This window comes from Micromonospora sp. WMMD735 (assembly GCF_049178995.1).
Classification (GTDB): Bacteria; Actinomycetota; Actinomycetes; order Mycobacteriales; family Micromonosporaceae; genus Micromonospora; species Micromonospora wenchangensis.
Map to the genome: position 1 here is coordinate 305,769 of NZ_JBMHMJ010000002.1, position 14,825 is coordinate 320,593.

Sequence of the window (14,825 nt, forward strand, 5' to 3'; positions counted from 1 at the left end):
GACGGAAGGACTACCCATGGCACGCCGCCTGTTCACCTCCGAGTCGGTCACGGAAGGCCACCCGGACAAGATCGCTGACCAGATCAGTGACGGGATCCTCGACGCCCTGCTGAGGCAGGATCCGCACAGTCGGGTGGCGGTCGAGACCCTGATCACCACCGGGCAGGTCCACGTCGCCGGCGAGGTGTCCACCAAGGCGTACGCCGACATCCCGACGATCGTGCGGGAGACGATCCTGGGTATCGGTTACGACTCGTCGAAGAAGGGTTTCGACGGCGCTTCCTGTGGCGTCAGCGTCTCCATCGGTGCGCAGTCGCCGGACATCGCGCAGGGTGTGGACAACGCGTTCGAGTTGCGGACGGGTGCGTCGGAGAGCGCGTTGGACGCGCAGGGTGCCGGCGACCAGGGCATGATGTTCGGCTTCGCCTGCTCCGAGACGCCCGAGTTGATGCCGCTGCCGATCGCGTTGGCGCACCGGCTGGCTCAGCGGTTGTCGGCGGTGCGGAAGGACGGCACGATTCCGTACCTGCGGCCTGACGGCAAGACCCAGGTCACCATCGAGTACGAGGGGCTGCGTCCGGTACGGCTGAACACCGTCGTGGTGTCCAGCCAGCACGCCGCGGACATCTCGCTGGATTCGTTGCTGACTCCGGATGTGCGGGACCATGTCATCGCCCCGGAGTTGGAGAGTCTGGGCCTGGACACCGAGGGTTACCGGCTGTTGGTGAATCCGACGGGGCGGTTCGAGATCGGTGGTCCGATGGGTGATGCGGGTCTGACCGGTCGGAAGATCATCGTGGACACCTACGGCGGGTACGCCCGGCACGGTGGTGGTGCGTTCTCGGGTAAGGATCCGTCGAAGGTGGATCGTTCGGCGGCGTACGCGATGCGGTGGGTGGCGAAGAACGTGGTCGCCGCGGGGCTCGCGGAGCGGTGTGAGGCGCAGGTGGCGTACGCGATCGGTAAGGCCCACCCGGTCAGCCTCTTCATCGAGACGTTCGGTACGGAGAACGTGCCGGTGGAGCGGATCGAGCGGGCGGTGGGTGAGGTGTTCGATCTGCGTCCGGCGGCGATCATCCGGGATCTGGACCTGTTGCGTCCGGTTTACCGGCAGACCGCGGCCTATGGGCACTTCGGTCGGGAGTTGCCGGGGCTGACCTGGGAGAACACCGACCGGGCCCAGAGCCTCAAGGCCATCGCGGCCTGAGGTGCCGACCCCGCCGCCGCGCTCCGCGCCGGGCTGGTCCGCCGAGACGACCCGGCTCGGATGGCCATGGGACGACCCTCGGCGCGGGTCGACACGACCCCGGCACACCTCCCGTCGGGCTCAGGGACCGTCGAGCCTTCCCCGCACCGAGAGGAAGAGATAATGACTGACAACGCCATCGTCACGGTCCGTTCCGACGCCGACATCGACCGGGTCTGCGCTCTGCTCGACCACGACGGCGCCGTCATCGTCGAGAAGTTCCTGGACGCCGGGACCCGGCAGGCGCTCTGGGACGATCTCGGGCCCGCGCTGGAGGAGTCCGGCTACGGCGACAACGACTTCTCAGGCCACAAGACCAAGCGGATGTCGTCGTTGTTCGCCCGCAGCCGGCACATGGCCGCCGTCGCGCTGCACCCGCTGTTCCTGGGTGCCGCGCGCCGGCTCATCCAGCGGCCGGTGCCGGTGTGGTTCGGCGGCGAGCAGGTGAGCATCAGCCCCAACATCCAGGTCAGCGCTACCCAGGTGATCCAGATCTGGCCGGACGAGGGGGTGCAGTGCCTGCACCGCGACGACACCTCACACCTGCGGCCCTACCCTGCACCGACGACCCGGGTCCAGGTGATGGTGGCGATGAGTGACTTCACCGCGGAGAACGGCGCGACGATGGCGATCCCGGGCAGTCACCGCTGGGACGACGAGCGGGCGCCGCGCCGCGACGAGGCGGTGCCGGCCGCGATGCCGGCCGGGTCGGCGCTGATCTGGCTCGGTGGTCTCTACCACGGCGGTGGGCAGAACACCTCCACGCAGCCGCGCACCGGGCTGACGCTGTCCTACATCGCCGGCAACATGCGCCAGGAGGAGAACCAGTACCTCGCGGTGCCGATGGAGGTGGTCCGCGAGTACCCCGAGGAGTTGCAACGCCTGCTCGGCTACGACGTGTGTCCCCCGTTCCTCGGCTGGTACGAATCCCGCGACCCGCACACCCTGCTCGCCGAGCGCGCTGGTGGGGGTGCTCCCCGGGCCTGATCCACCACAGCACCGATCATGGCCGCCGCTCCGGACGGCCGCGAGCATCGTGACGGGTCGGGCCCGTCGGCCGCGCCATGTTTCACCCCGGGGGAGAGGGGCACTTTCCGGCGGCGACCCGTACGGGCCGCACATCGCCCGTACGGAGGTGCCCCGGTGACGCTCGACCGTCCGGAGACGGTGCCCGTGGTCGACGGCGGGTCGAACCGGGCCGGACGGCATCCGGTGCGGTCCGGGAACCCGCCCCGGGCGGCGGGCACCCCATGGTGAGCCCCGACGGCGACGACCCCGGTACGGCGTTCCGGTCGGCCGTGCTCGCCGGGCTGCTCGACCTGCCCTTGCCCGGCGGCGGCCACACCCGTGACCGCTTCCTGCGGTTCGTCGAACTCGGCCGCGCCGACCTGCCCCTGGCCCGGCTGGGCGAGGGGCACGCCGACGCCCTGGCGATCCTCGCCGAACTCGGCGTGACGACCGACCCCGACCGGCGTCGTGAGCCGTGGGGTGTCTGGGCGGCCGTGCCGGCGTCGGTCACGGCGACCCGCGACGGCGACCGGTGGCGGCTGACCGGTGACCGGCCCTGGTGCTCCGGGGCCGGTCTGCTCGCCCACGCCCTGGTCACCGCGACCACCGACGACGGCATCCGGCTGTTCGCCGTCGAGGTCGACGCCGCCGGGGTCACCGCGTTGCCCGACACCTGGCCGGCCGTCGGCATGGCCGCCAGCGACAGCCGTACCGTCAGCTTCGACGGCGTGACCGCCGTCGCGGTGGGCGGACCGGGCAGCTACACCGCGCGGCCGGGTTTCTGGCACGGCGGGCTGGGGGTGGCGGCGTGCTGGTACGGCGGGGCGGTCGGGGTCGCCGACACCCTGTACACCGCGGCGCGGCACCGCCGTCTCGGCCCGCACGCCCTGGCGCACCTCGGCGCGGTCGACGCGGCCCTGACCGCCGCCCGGAGCGTCCTGTTCGCCGCCGCCGACGAGATCGACGCGAACCCCACCGGGGACGCCGACCGGTTGGCCCACCAGGTCCGCGCCACCGTCGAGGCGGCCGCCACCACGGTCGTCGACCGGGTCGGCCGGGCCTTGGGGGCGGGCCCGCTGTGCCAGGACGCCCACCATGCCCGCCGGGTCGCCGACCTGACGGTGTACCTGCGGCAGAGTCACGCGGAGGCGGACCTGGCCCACCTCGGCGAGCTGGCGGCGGCGGTCGGGGACCCCGGATGGTGAGGCCGATCGTCGACGCGGGCACCGACGAGAGCAGTTGGCGTGCGTGGCCGGCACCGGCCGGCTGGCCCGTACTGGCGCTGGACGACCGGGTGCGGACGGTGCCGCCGCTGGTGGTCGCCCCGCACCCCGACGACGAGGTGCTCGGGGTGGGCGGTCTGGTCGCGATGCTCGCCGGCGACGTCGAGATCGCGGTCGTCACCGACGGCGAAGCGTCACATCCGGACTCCACGGTCCACCCGCGGGCGACGCTGGCCGCGATCCGGCGGGCCGAGACGGTCACGGCCTGCGGACTGCTCGGGGTCGCCCCCACCGCCATCGACCACCTCGGGCATCCCGACGGCGGTGTCGACGAGCCGGCGCTTGCCGAGGCGTTGACCGGCCGGCTGGTGCCGGGGCGGTGGTGTGTCACGACGTGGCGCGGCGACGGACACCCGGACCACGAGGCGGTGGGACGGGCGGCGGCGACCGCCTGCCGGCGTACGGGCGCGACGCTGGTGGAGTTCCCGGTGTGGACGTGGCACTGGGCCCGCCCCGACCAGCCCGACGTGCCGTGGCACCGCGCCCGCCGGGTCAACCTGACCGGGGCGGCCAGGTCGGCCAAGCTGGCCGCGATCGACGCCTTCCGCAGTCAGGTGCTGCCACTGGGGCCGGCACCCGCCGACGCCGCGATCCTTCCCCCGAACGTCCTCGCCCGCTTCGCGCGCCCCTACGAAACGGTGTTCCTGCCATGACCCCAGGCGGCACCCCGGCCGGCTACTTCGACGACATGTACGCCGGCGCGGAGGACCCGTGGAGTTTCGCAACCCGCTGGTACGACCAGCGTAAGCACGAGGTGACGGTGGCCTGCCTGCCGCGCCGGCGGTACCGGTCGGCATTCGAGCCGGGGTGTTCGACCGGGATGCTCACCCGCCGTCTCGCCCCGCGGTGCGACCGGCTGCTGGCGGTCGACATCGCCGCCGCGCCGGTGGCGAGTGCCCGACGGCGGCTGGCGGAGCAGCCGCACGTCCGGGTGGAGCGGATGCGGGTCCCCGACGAGTGGCCGGCCGTGGCGGACGACCGGTTCGACCTGATCGTGCTCTCCGCGCTGGGCTACTACTTCGACGACGCCGGGTTGGATCTGCTGGTGGCCCGTACGGTCGACTCGCTCGAACCCGGCGGCACGCTGGTGGCCGTGCACTGGCGGCCGCCGGTGGCCGAGCACGCCCGCAGTGGCGACGACGTGCACCGGCTGCTCGCCGGCGTGGACGCCCTGGCGCGGACGGCACGGCACGAGGAGGCCGACTTCCTGCTCGACGTGTTCCTGCGGGTGCCGCCGCCGGCCAGGTCCGTCGCCCAGGCCGACGGCCTGTGGTGAACCGGATGGCGGTCGTGGTGCCCGCCCACGACGAGCAGGCGTTGCTGCCCGGCTGCCTGACCTCCGTCCTCGACGCGCTGCGGCAGCTGCCGGTGCCCTCGGAGGTGATCGTGGTGGCCGACGACTGCCGGGACGCCACGGCCGCCGTCGCCGAACGGGCCGGCGTCGTCGTGCTGACGGTGCGGGCCCGCAACGTCGGCCGGGCCCGCGCCGCCGGCATGGCGTACGCGCTGCGCGACGGCCCGCAGGGGTTGTGGCTCGCCACCACCGACGCGGACAGCCGGGTACCCCGGCGGTGGGGCGGCTGGCAGTTGCGTCACGCCCGTGCCGGCACCGACCTGCTGGTCGGGACGGTACGGGTCACCGACTGGACGCCCCGTACCCCCCAGGTCCGTGACCGGTACGAGGCCCGGTACCGGCAGGGGCTGACCGGCACCGGCCACCGGCACGTCCACGGTGCGAACCTGGGCTGCGCCGCCATCGCGTACGAGCGGCTGGGCGGCTTCGCCGACCTGCGCCACGGTGAGGACCACGACCTCGTCGAACGCGGTCGGCGGCAGGCCATGCGGGTCGTCACCGACGCCGGCTGTGCGGTACGCACCAGTGCCCGCCACCACGGTCGGGCCCCGCACGGCTTCGCCGGTTACCTCGACGCCCTCGAAGACCGGCCTACGGCCCCCTCGACCGTGCAGCCCGAGCGGACGCCGTGCGGCGGGTGCACCGTGGCATGACGAACCGCCCTGCACCGGCGGCGCGCGAAGCACGCGTACCGGAAAGGGCGGCGTCGCTCCCGGCCAGGGTCCGGTCGGACCCTGGCCGGGAACGTCCGGTCAGCCGGTGCGGCCGGCGCGGTGCCGGCGGCGGGTCAGCACGACGAGGACGACGCCGAGCAGGGCGAGCAGCACCCCGACGGCCAGCGGCGCGGCGACGGCGTCACCGGTCACCGGCAGGATCCCCCCGACGTAGCGGAAGGTGGATCCGTTCGAGGTGCCGCCTGCGGTGCTCACCACGACCGTGGTGTCACCGGCCGCGCAGGGCGGTGTGCGGAAGGTCAGCGAGCGACCGTCCGGCGACACGGTGACCTGGTCGGCCGGGATGGTCGTGCCGCAGATGGTGACCGTGGTGCCGCCGGGTACGAACCCGGAGCCACCGACCGTCACCGTCGTGCCGCCACCGGTCGGCCCCTGTCCGGGGGTGACGGTGTCGATGCGCGGCGGGACGGGTTCGTAGGTGAACCCGTCAGGTGCGGTGACGTCGTCACCGGGCAGCAGGACGGTGACGTCCACCGGCCCAGGCGAGCCGGGCGGGGTGACCACGGTCAGCGAGGTGCCGCCCGGGTTCACGACCAGGTTGGTGCCGGGTGTGTTGCCGAAGTTCACGCCGGTGGCGCCGGTGAGACCGGTGCCGGTGATGGTCACCGTGGTGCCGCCGGTGGTCGGTCCGGTGCCCGGCACGATGGAGGTGATCGTCGGTGCGACGTACGTGAAGACGGGCGCGGTGGCGGTGCCCGCGGGGAACACCAGCCGGACGTCCGCCGGCCCGGCCGCGTTCGGGGGGGTCACCACGGTGATCGTGGTGCCGGCCGGGTTGACGGTGAACCCGGTGCCGGGCACCCCGTCGAAGGTCACCCCGGTCGCTGCGGTGAACCCGGTCCCGGTGATGGTGACCGTGGTGCCACCCGAGGTCGGTCCGCTCGTCGGGGTCAGCCCGGTCACGGTCGCGCCGCTGCCGTCGGCGAGGTAGGTGTAGTCCAGCGGTGCCGCCGTACCGCCGCCGGTGGTCACCAGCACGACGGCCGGTCCGACCGCGCCGGGCGGGGTGACCGCCGTCAGGGAGGTGCCGCCGGGGGCGACCGTGACGTTGGTGGCCGGCACCCCGTCGAAGGTGACGGTCGTGTCACCGGGCACGAATCCGGTGCCGGTGATGGTTACCGTCTGGCCGCCTGCCTGCGGGCCGGTGTTCGGGGTGATCGACGCGACGGTCGGCGGTGCGGCCACGTACGTGAATCCGTCCGGGGCGGTCGCGTCCGCGCCCGGCAGCAGCACGGTGACGTCCACCGGGCCGACCTGACCGGGCGGGGTCACCACGGTCAGCGAGGTGCCGCCCGGGTTGACCGTGACGTTGGTGCCCGGGGTGTCGCCGAAGGTCACGCCGGTCGCCCCGGTGAAGCCGGTGCCGGTGATCGTCACCGTGGTGCCGCCGGCGGTCGGCCCGGTGTCCGGGACGATCGAGGTGATCGTCGGCCCGAGGTAGGTGAACGTCGGCGCGGTCACCCGACCGGCCGGGAAGACCAGCTCGACCAGGGCCGGGCCCGCCGGGTTCGGCGGCGTCACCACGGTGATCGTGGTGCCGGCGGGGTTGACGGTGAACCCGGTGCCGGGCAGTCCGTCGAAGTCCACGCCGGCCGCCCCGGTGAAGCCGGTGCCGGTGATCGTCACCGTGGTGCCGCCGACGGTCGGCCCGGAGGTCGGCGTGAGGCCGGTGATCGTGGCCGCGCTGCCGTCGGCGAGGTACGTGTAGCCCAGCGGCGCGGCGGTGCCGTTCACCGTGCCGACCACGACCTCGGCGGGTCCGACCGCGCCGGGCGGGGTGACGGCCGTCAGGGAGGTGCCGCCCGGCGCGACCGTGACGTCGGTCGCGGGCACCCCGTCGAAGGTGACCGTGGTGCCACCCGGGATGAAGCCCGTGCCGGTGATCGTCACGGTCTGGCCACCCGACTGCGGGCCCTCGTCGGGGTTGATCGTCGCGGTGGTCGGTGCCGCCGGCGGACGCTCGCAGAGCGCCTCGGCCACGATGACGGTGCCGACGGGAATGGTGGTCGGAACACCGAGGATGCTGCCCGACAGGGTCAGCACGGCCCGCACCGTGATCGCGGTCGCGCCGGTGGCGGTGGTCGTCTCGACCCGGGTCAACGAGGCGTTCAGGCTCGCGTCCAGCAGCCCCGGCACCACCACCGCCGCGCTGCCCACGACGGCGGGGGTGTTCGCCGTCAGCGTCACCGCCGAGCCGAACAACTCCAGCCCGACGAGCGTGGTGTCCGCGCTGGTCGCGCCGACCTGCGGACAGACCGCGGTGGCGGTGACCTCGGCGGCGTCCAGCACGTCGATGCCGAGCACGGTCAGGTTGAGCCCGTTGACGCTGGAGGACGCCGACGACCCGTCCGCCGCCCGGGTGGCGGTGACCTCCTCGACGGTGCCGCTGGCGGTCACACCGACCGCCCCGGGCACCGAGATCGCCAGCAGCGTCTCGGTGTCGGTGCCCCCGGCGGCCGGCGCGGTGGCGGTGCCGACGGTCGCGTCGGCGCTGATCACGGCAATCCCGGCCACCTCGGCGGACAGGTCGACGACGACGCCACGGGCGCTCGCGTCGCCCGGTGCCGCCAGTGCCGGCGTACCCAGGGTCAGGGTTGCCAGGCCGGTGACCAGGAGCGCCGTGGCGGCGCTCGTGGATCTTCGCAGGACGGTCCTCACCAATTTCCCCCGTTCAGATGGATGACGGGCCTGCGTGATGTGGCGGCAGCCGTCAACGAATGAACGAGGACAAACCGGGCAAGTTACGCATTTTGCAGTCCTTGGGTCGCTGTGGGTGGCGGCGGTGTTCGCGCGATGGCATCTGCCCGCTGTTGCCGGCGCTCCGGGTTCGATCGGCTCCACAGGCGAACATCCCGGGGCGTGTCGCTAGCTATTGGTAATGGGAACCGTTATCGTCTGCTCGTCCGAGTCGTCGAGCGTCGGGAGTGCGCGGTGGGTCATGTGTTGCTGGTCGAGAGCTGGGTCGGTGCGATGAGCAGCCTGCTGCCCCGGGCGATCCGGGAGGCGGGACATCGGTTCACGTTCCTGACCAGGAACCTGCACCACTACCTGCGCCAGGGCGGCGGCACCGGGACGCACCCGCTGCTCGACGCCGACCACGTGATCACCGCCGAGACCAACGATCCGGAACGGCTGCTGCCGTACGTACGGAAGCTGCACGAGGTGCTGCGGTTCGACGGCGTCGTCACGTCCTGCGACTACTACCTCGCCACCGTGGCCCGGCTCGCCGCGGACCTGGGTCTGCCGGGCACCCGGCCGGAAGCCGTCGAGTGCGCCTACCGCAAGGACCTGGCGCGGCAGCGGATGCAGGCGGCCGGCCTGCCCGGCCCGGCGTTCGCCGTCACCGAGGACTGGGCGGGCACCGAGGCCGCCGCCCGTGCACTGGGTTTCCCGCTGGTCGTCAAGCCGGTCGACCTGTGCGCCGGGATGCTCGTCCGACTGGTGGCCGACCGGGACCAGCTACGCGAGGCGTTCGACGCCCTCGGTGGCTTCCCGGTCAACGCCCGGGGGCAGCAGCGCTCGCCGCTGGTGCTGCTGGAGGAGGTGTTGGTCGGGCCGGAGGTCAGCGTGGAGACCGTGACCGTCGACGGGGAGACGACGGTGCTGGGTGTGACGGACAAGAGCCTTGCCGGTGCGCCGTGGTTCGTGGAGACGGGGCACATGTTCCCCGCCGCGCTCGACGCCGCGACGGCCGGCGCGGTGGGTGACATGGCCGTCGCCGCCCTCGCCGCGGTCGGGTTCGACCGGGGGGTGGCGCACACCGAGCTGCGACTGACGGCCGCCGGGCCACGGGTGGTGGAGATCAACCCCCGCCCGGCGGGCAACCAGATCACCGAACTGGTGCGGCGGGCGACCGGGGTGGACCTGCCCATGGTGTACGCCCGGCTGGCCGTGGGTGAGCAGCCGCAGGTCACGGTGGCCGACACGGGTGTCCGTAGCGCCGCCATCGCGTTCCTGCTCCCGCCCCGCGCCGGCACCGTCGCCGGGATCGACGGGGTGACCGCGCTGGCTGCCGCTCCCGACGTGGTCGACTGGGCGGTGAAGCCCGCCGGGCACCGCACCGGCGACGCGGTGAGCAACAACGACTACCTCGGTCACGTCATGACGGTGGACACCACGGGCCCCGGCGCCCGGGTCCGGGCCGACGAACTGGTCGCCGGGCTCGGCGTCCGGTACGTCGACGAGCTGGCCGGAGCCCGCGCGTGACCCCGGTGGACACCGGTGGGCCGGTCACGTCGGTGCCGGACCTGATCGACGCGGTCCGGGCGGGCCGCTTCGGCCCCGACCCGGCCACCGCGCAGGTCACCGTCGCGTTCACCACCCGGCAGGGCGCCCGGCATGCCGGCCGGGCCCGTGGCTACCGCAACCAGGTGCTGAGCCTGCGGGTGGACGCCGCCGTCGGTTCGTGCGCGACGGAACCCGACGAGCCGACCGACGAGGTCGCCCACGAATGCGTCGGTCGCAGCGTCGCCGAACTGCTCACCCACCCGGCGTCGGCGGTGCGTGTCGCGGCCCTGGACGCCTACCTCGCCACGGTCCGACCGCACCCGCAGACCGCCTGCGACAGGGTGACCATCCCGGCCGGGACGTCGCTTGCCAAGTCGACCGCCCGGGCCGCCGCCGTGGTGGACCTGCTGCCGGTGATGCCGGGTCAGCGGGTCCTGGTCGTCGGGGTGGTGAACTCCCTGCTGGCGCAGTTGCGGGACCGGGGCGTCGGCTACCTGCCGTGCGACCGGGCCGGCGGGAGCACGGAGTGGGGGGAGCCGTGCCTGCCGGACGCCGCCGTGCTGCTGGAACGCTGCGACGCGCTGCTGGTGTCCGGGATGACCCTGGGCAACGACACGTTCGCGCCGCTGCTGCGGCACGCCCGTACCACCGGCAAGCCGATGGTGGCCTTCGCCCAGACCGGCAGCGCCATCCTGCCGTGTTTCCTCGGCGCGGGGTTGAGTGGCGTGTCCGCCGAGCCGTACCCGTTCTTCTGGCTCGACGGCGCAGCGACGACGGTCTACCGCTACCGTGCCGCGGCCGGGTCGCCGTGCTGACCGCCTCCGTGCCCGCCGCCCGCGCGCCGCACCTGCTGGGTCTGCTGGGACGCTCCCCGGTGGCGTTCGTCGACACCCCGCTGCCGCACCCGCACGGCGGGTTCCACGCCAAGGTGGAGTACCTGAGCCCGGGGGGCATGAAGGCGCGGGCCGCGGTGGCGATGTTGCGGGCCGCCCGGCGGCGCGGTGACCTGAGGCCGGGCGGCACCGTGGTGGAGTCGACCAGCGGCACGCTGGGGCTCGGTCTCGCGTTCGCCGGGCAGGCCCTGGGCCACCCGGTCGTCCTCGTGGTGGACCGGGAGATCGAACGGCCGATGCGGGCGCTGCTGGCGGCCCACGGGGCGACGGTGGAGGTGGTGGCGCAGCCGCACCCGGTCGGTGGTTGGCAGCAGGCCCGCCTGGACCGGTTGCGTGAGGTGCTGGCCCGTATCCCCGGCGCCTACTGGCCCGACCAGTACCACAACCCGGACAACGCCGCCGGTTACCGCAGCCTCGCCGAGGAGCTGACCGGCCAGGTCGAGGCCGTGGACGTGCTGGTGTGCAGCGTCGGCACCGGTGGGCACAGTGCCGGTCTGGGCCGGGCGTTGCGCCGGTACTGGCCGGGGATGCGGCTGGTCGGGGTCGACACCGTCGGCTCGACGATCTTCGGACAGCCCGCGCGGCCCCGGCTGATGCGCGGGCTGGGCAGCAGCATCTTCCCCCGCAACGTCGACTACGCGGCCTTCGACGAGGTGCACTGGGTCGGCCCGGTGGAGGCGGTGGACACCTGCCGCCGGTTGGCCCGGGCGGCGTTCGTCACCGGCGGCTGGAGCACCGGGGCCGTCGCCCGGGTCGCCGCGTGGATCTGCCGGATGCAGCCCGGTGCCCGGGTGGTGACGATCTTCCCGGACGGCCCGCACCGCTACCTCGACTCGATCTTCGACGACGCGTACTGCGCCCGCCACGGGCTGTTCGCCCCGGCTCCGGACCATCCGATCGAGATCCCGTACCCGGATGTCGTCGAGGTGACCCGGTGGAGCCGCTGCCGGACCGTCCTCGATCCGCTGCGCCGCCTGGCGGTGCCGGCATGAGGCTCGACTGGCACAGCTACCCGCTGCGGCTGCGGGAACCGCTGCGGATCTCCCGGGCGACGATGCCGGGCCGTGACGCCGTCCAACTCGACCTGTCCCACGACGGCGTCACCGGGCACGGCGAGGTGGTGACCAGCGTCTACTACGGACTGGACCTGGTCGCCATCCTCGGGCTGCTGCCCGGGCTGCGGCACCGGGTGCGCGACTGCGGCGAACCCGAGGTGCTGCTCGCGGAGTTACCGGCACTCGCCACGCAGCTGCCCACCGGTGTGCTGGCAGCCCTGGACGCCGCCGTCCACGACCTGCTGGGCCGCAGGGCCGGACAGCCGGTGCACCGGTGGCTCGGCCGTCCCGCCCCGACCCCGGCGGCCACGGCCCACACCATCGGTCTCGTCGCGCCCGACCACGCCGGGGCCACCGCGCGGGACCTGGCCCGACGCGGCTTCCGACTGGTCAAGGTCAAGTGCGGAGACCCCGCCGACGTGGCCCGGGTCGCCGCCGTCCGCGCCGCACTGCCGCAGGCACGGCTCCTGCTCGACCCCAACGGCGCGTGGACCCCCGAGCAGACCGTGCGGTTGCTCGACACGCTACGCCCGTACGGCATCGACGCCGTCGAGCAGCCCATCGCGCCCGGCACCCCGCAGCTGCTCGGCTGGATCAGCGCGCGCACCGACGTGCCGGTCATCGCCGACGAGGACGCGGCCACGGCGGCGCACGTCGACGCCCTCGTCGGCACGGTGGCCGGCATCAACGTCAAGCTGGCGAAGTGCGGCGGCATCCACGCCGCCCGGCAGATCGCCGCCACGGCCCGGGCCCACGGCATGGACCTCATGCTGGGCTGCCTGGTGGCCAGCTCGCTGGGCATCGCACCGGCGGTGCACCTCACCGGCGACGCCCGTTGGATCGACCTGGACGGGCACCTGCTGCTCGCCGACGATCCGTGGACCGGCATCGGCGGCCACGACGGCGTCCTGCGGGTGAGCGGGGCACCCGGTCTCGGCGTGCGGGCGGCCCGATGAACACGTGGTCCACCCTGCGCAGTTTCCCGCTGCCGATCCGGCTGCTGGTGGTCAACCAGTTCGGGGTCAACGTCGGCTTCTACCTGCTGCTGCCCTACCTCGCCGGCTACCTGGCCGACGACGTCGGCCTCTCCGCCGCCGTCATCGGCATCGTGCTCGGCGTGCGCAACCTCAGCCAGCAGGGCCTGTTCCTGCTGGGTGGCTCCGCCGCCGACCGGCTGGGCGCCCGAGGTGTCATCATCGCCGGCTGTGCCCTGCGCGCCGTCGGCTTCGGGTTGTTCGCCCTCGGCACGGCACTGCCGGTGCTGTTGGCCGCGTCGATCCTGTCCGGACTGGCCGGGGCGCTGTTCAACCCGGCCGTACGCAGCTACGTGGCGCAGGCCGCCGCCGACCGGCGGGCCGACGCGTTCGCCCTGTTCACCGTCTTCGCCAGTGCCGGCGCTCTGCTCGGGCCGCTGCTCGGCTCGGCGCTGCTCCTGGTCGACTTCCGGGCCGCCGCGCTGACCGCCGCCGGGCTGTTCGCCGTACTCACCGTGGCGCAGGCGGTCTGGCTGCCCGCCACCCCGGCCACCTCCCCCGAGGCGACGCTCTGGCAGGACTGGCGTACCGGCCTCACCGACCGCCGGTTCCTGGCCTTCAGCGTCGCCCTGGCCGGCATGTTCGCGTTGCAGACCCAGCTGTACCTGATCCTGCCGGTGCAGGCGGAGCACGTCACCGGGCAGCAGGTGGCGGTCGCCGTGCTGTTCGTCGTCTCCACCGCCGTGACGCTCACCCTGCAACTGCCGCTGACCGGCTGGCTGCAGGGCCACTGGCACCGTGGGGCGAGCATCACCGTCGGGATGGCGGTCATGGGGGCCGGGTTCCTGCTGCCGCTGCTGCGGGTGGAGTCGTCGTCGCCGGTGCTGCGGCTGGTGCCGGTGCTGGCCGCGGCGGTGCTGCTCACCCTGGGGGTGATGATCGCCCAGCCGTTCGTGCTGGAGTTGATCCCCGCCTTCGCCGGCCCCCGGCTGACCGGTACCTACTTCGGCCTGTTCTACCTGGTGTCCGGGGTCCTCGCCGCCGGCTGCACCGCCGCCGTCGGCGCGGCGGTGGGCACCGCCCCGGCAACCGGGGTGCCGCCGGCGGCGTGGCTGCTCACCGCCGCCGTCGGGATGGCCTCGGCGGGCGCGGTGTGGCTGCTGCGCCTCGACGGCCCCCGCACGCCCGTGCCCCCGCGGGCCCCGGTGGGGGTGTCATGAGCGACGGGAACCTCCTGACCGACAACCCGGAACTGTACGAACAGCAGTTCCCCGACCCGGGTCACCGTGCCGCCCGGTTCGTCGACGACGTCGTACGCCGGTTCGCCGACCGCACCGACGTCGCGCCCCGGCTGCTCGACGTCGGCTGCGGCACCGGCCGCGACGTCGGGCACCTCGCCACCCTCGGCTACGCCGCCGTCGGGTTGGACACGTCGGTGCCGATGCTGACCTACGCGCGGCGTCGCCACCCCGGCGTCCGGTTCGTCCACGCCGACCTGCGGGACTTCGACCTGGCCGGCCCCGTCGACGTGGTCACCTGCCTGGACAGCGCGCTGCTGTACTGCCACACCAACGCCGACCTGACCGCGTTCCTGCGCTGCTGCCACCGGCACCTGCGCCCCGGTGGGCTGCTGCTGGCCGAGATGCGCAACGGGGCGTTCTTCCTCGGCAACACCGAACTCCTCGACGGCACCCGTACCCGCACCGTGACCTGGCGCGGCGTCCCGTACACGTCCGGCACGCGGCTGTGGATCGACCACGGTGGGCAGCTGCTGCGCCGCGAACGGGTCTGGACCTGGCCGGCCTGCCCGCAACCCCTGGTGCAGACCTCGGCCTGGCGGCTGCTGTTCCCCGCCGAGCTGCGGTACCTGCTCGACACCACCGGGTTCGACGTGGTGGCCCTGTTCGACGCCCCCGGTCCCCGCACCGACCCGCCCTGGGAGCCGAACGCCACGTTGTCGCCCACGCTGTCCGGTGACCGCCTGCACCTGGTCGCGCGTCGACGCGTCGGCCCGGCCTGACTCCGGCCGCGGAGTGCCGCGGCGAGACCCA

Annotated in this window: 13 protein-coding genes; 12 read left to right on the top strand and 1 reads right to left on the bottom strand. The window is 73.7% G+C overall.

Annotated elements, in window-relative coordinates:
• The first annotated feature begins 16 nt into the window (after positions 1–16).
• The 6 genes from metK to ACN268_RS01530 all read left to right on the top strand — a co-directional run bounded on the left by metK (position 17) and on the right by ACN268_RS01530 (position 5,544).
• On the top strand, positions 17–1,207 hold the full coding sequence (metK, locus tag ACN268_RS01505; protein ID WP_421481359.1) for a methionine adenosyltransferase: 1,191 nt from the start codon (positions 17–19) through the stop codon (positions 1,205–1,207).
• Positions 1,208–1,369: 162 nt separating this feature from the next.
• Positions 1,370–2,233: a phytanoyl-CoA dioxygenase family protein gene (locus ACN268_RS01510; protein WP_421481360.1), complete on the top strand. Its 864-nt coding sequence runs from the start codon at positions 1,370–1,372 to the stop codon at positions 2,231–2,233.
• A gap of 263 nt (positions 2,234–2,496) precedes the next feature.
• Positions 2,497–3,459, top strand: a complete 963-nt coding sequence (locus ACN268_RS01515; protein ID WP_421481361.1) for an acyl-CoA dehydrogenase family protein — start codon at positions 2,497–2,499, stop codon at positions 3,457–3,459.
• Positions 3,453–4,190: a PIG-L deacetylase family protein gene (locus ACN268_RS01520; protein WP_421481362.1), complete on the top strand. Its 738-nt coding sequence runs from the start codon at positions 3,453–3,455 to the stop codon at positions 4,188–4,190. Before ACN268_RS01515 ends, ACN268_RS01520 begins: the two co-directional genes overlap by 7 nt.
• Positions 4,187–4,813, top strand: a complete 627-nt coding sequence (locus ACN268_RS01525; protein ID WP_421481363.1) for a class I SAM-dependent DNA methyltransferase — start codon at positions 4,187–4,189, stop codon at positions 4,811–4,813. Before ACN268_RS01520 ends, ACN268_RS01525 begins: the two co-directional genes overlap by 4 nt.
• Positions 4,814–4,818: 5 nt before the next feature.
• A complete protein-coding gene (locus tag ACN268_RS01530; RefSeq protein WP_421481364.1) occupies positions 4,819–5,544 on the top strand; it encodes a glycosyltransferase in 726 nt (241 codons plus the stop codon).
• A gap of 99 nt (positions 5,545–5,643) precedes the next feature.
• On the opposite strand, the gene ACN268_RS01535 is transcribed toward ACN268_RS01530, so the two are convergent.
• Complete coding sequence (locus ACN268_RS01535) at positions 5,644–8,283, bottom strand: IPT/TIG domain-containing protein (RefSeq protein ID WP_421481365.1); 2,640 nt, start codon at positions 8,281–8,283, stop codon at positions 5,644–5,646.
• Positions 8,284–8,556: 273 nt separating this feature from the next.
• Between ACN268_RS01535 and ACN268_RS01540 the strand changes: the two genes are divergently transcribed.
• The 6 genes from ACN268_RS01540 to ACN268_RS01565 are packed head-to-tail and all read left to right on the top strand — an operon-like array spanning position 8,557 to position 14,794.
• Complete coding sequence (locus ACN268_RS01540; RefSeq protein ID WP_421481366.1) at positions 8,557–9,831, top strand: ATP-grasp domain-containing protein; 1,275 nt, start codon at positions 8,557–8,559, stop codon at positions 9,829–9,831.
• Entirely contained in the window at positions 9,828–10,667 is an 840-nt protein-coding gene (locus tag ACN268_RS01545; RefSeq protein WP_421481367.1) for a Rossmann-like domain-containing protein, read from the top strand. Before ACN268_RS01540 ends, ACN268_RS01545 begins: the two co-directional genes overlap by 4 nt.
• On the top strand, positions 10,661–11,737 hold the full coding sequence (locus tag ACN268_RS01550; RefSeq protein ID WP_204925144.1) for a PLP-dependent cysteine synthase family protein: 1,077 nt from the start codon (positions 10,661–10,663) through the stop codon (positions 11,735–11,737). Before ACN268_RS01545 ends, ACN268_RS01550 begins: the two co-directional genes overlap by 7 nt.
• Complete coding sequence (locus tag ACN268_RS01555) at positions 11,734–12,756, top strand: dipeptide epimerase (protein WP_363658228.1); 1,023 nt, start codon at positions 11,734–11,736, stop codon at positions 12,754–12,756. The genes ACN268_RS01550 and ACN268_RS01555 overlap by 4 nt, the downstream gene beginning before the upstream one ends.
• Complete coding sequence (locus tag ACN268_RS01560) at positions 12,753–13,994, top strand: MFS transporter (RefSeq protein ID WP_421481368.1); 1,242 nt, start codon at positions 12,753–12,755, stop codon at positions 13,992–13,994. The genes ACN268_RS01555 and ACN268_RS01560 overlap by 4 nt, the downstream gene beginning before the upstream one ends.
• Positions 13,991–14,794, top strand: a complete 804-nt coding sequence (locus tag ACN268_RS01565) for a class I SAM-dependent methyltransferase (protein WP_363658224.1) — start codon at positions 13,991–13,993, stop codon at positions 14,792–14,794. The genes ACN268_RS01560 and ACN268_RS01565 overlap by 4 nt, the downstream gene beginning before the upstream one ends.
• The last annotated feature ends 31 nt before the right edge of the window (positions 14,795–14,825 follow it).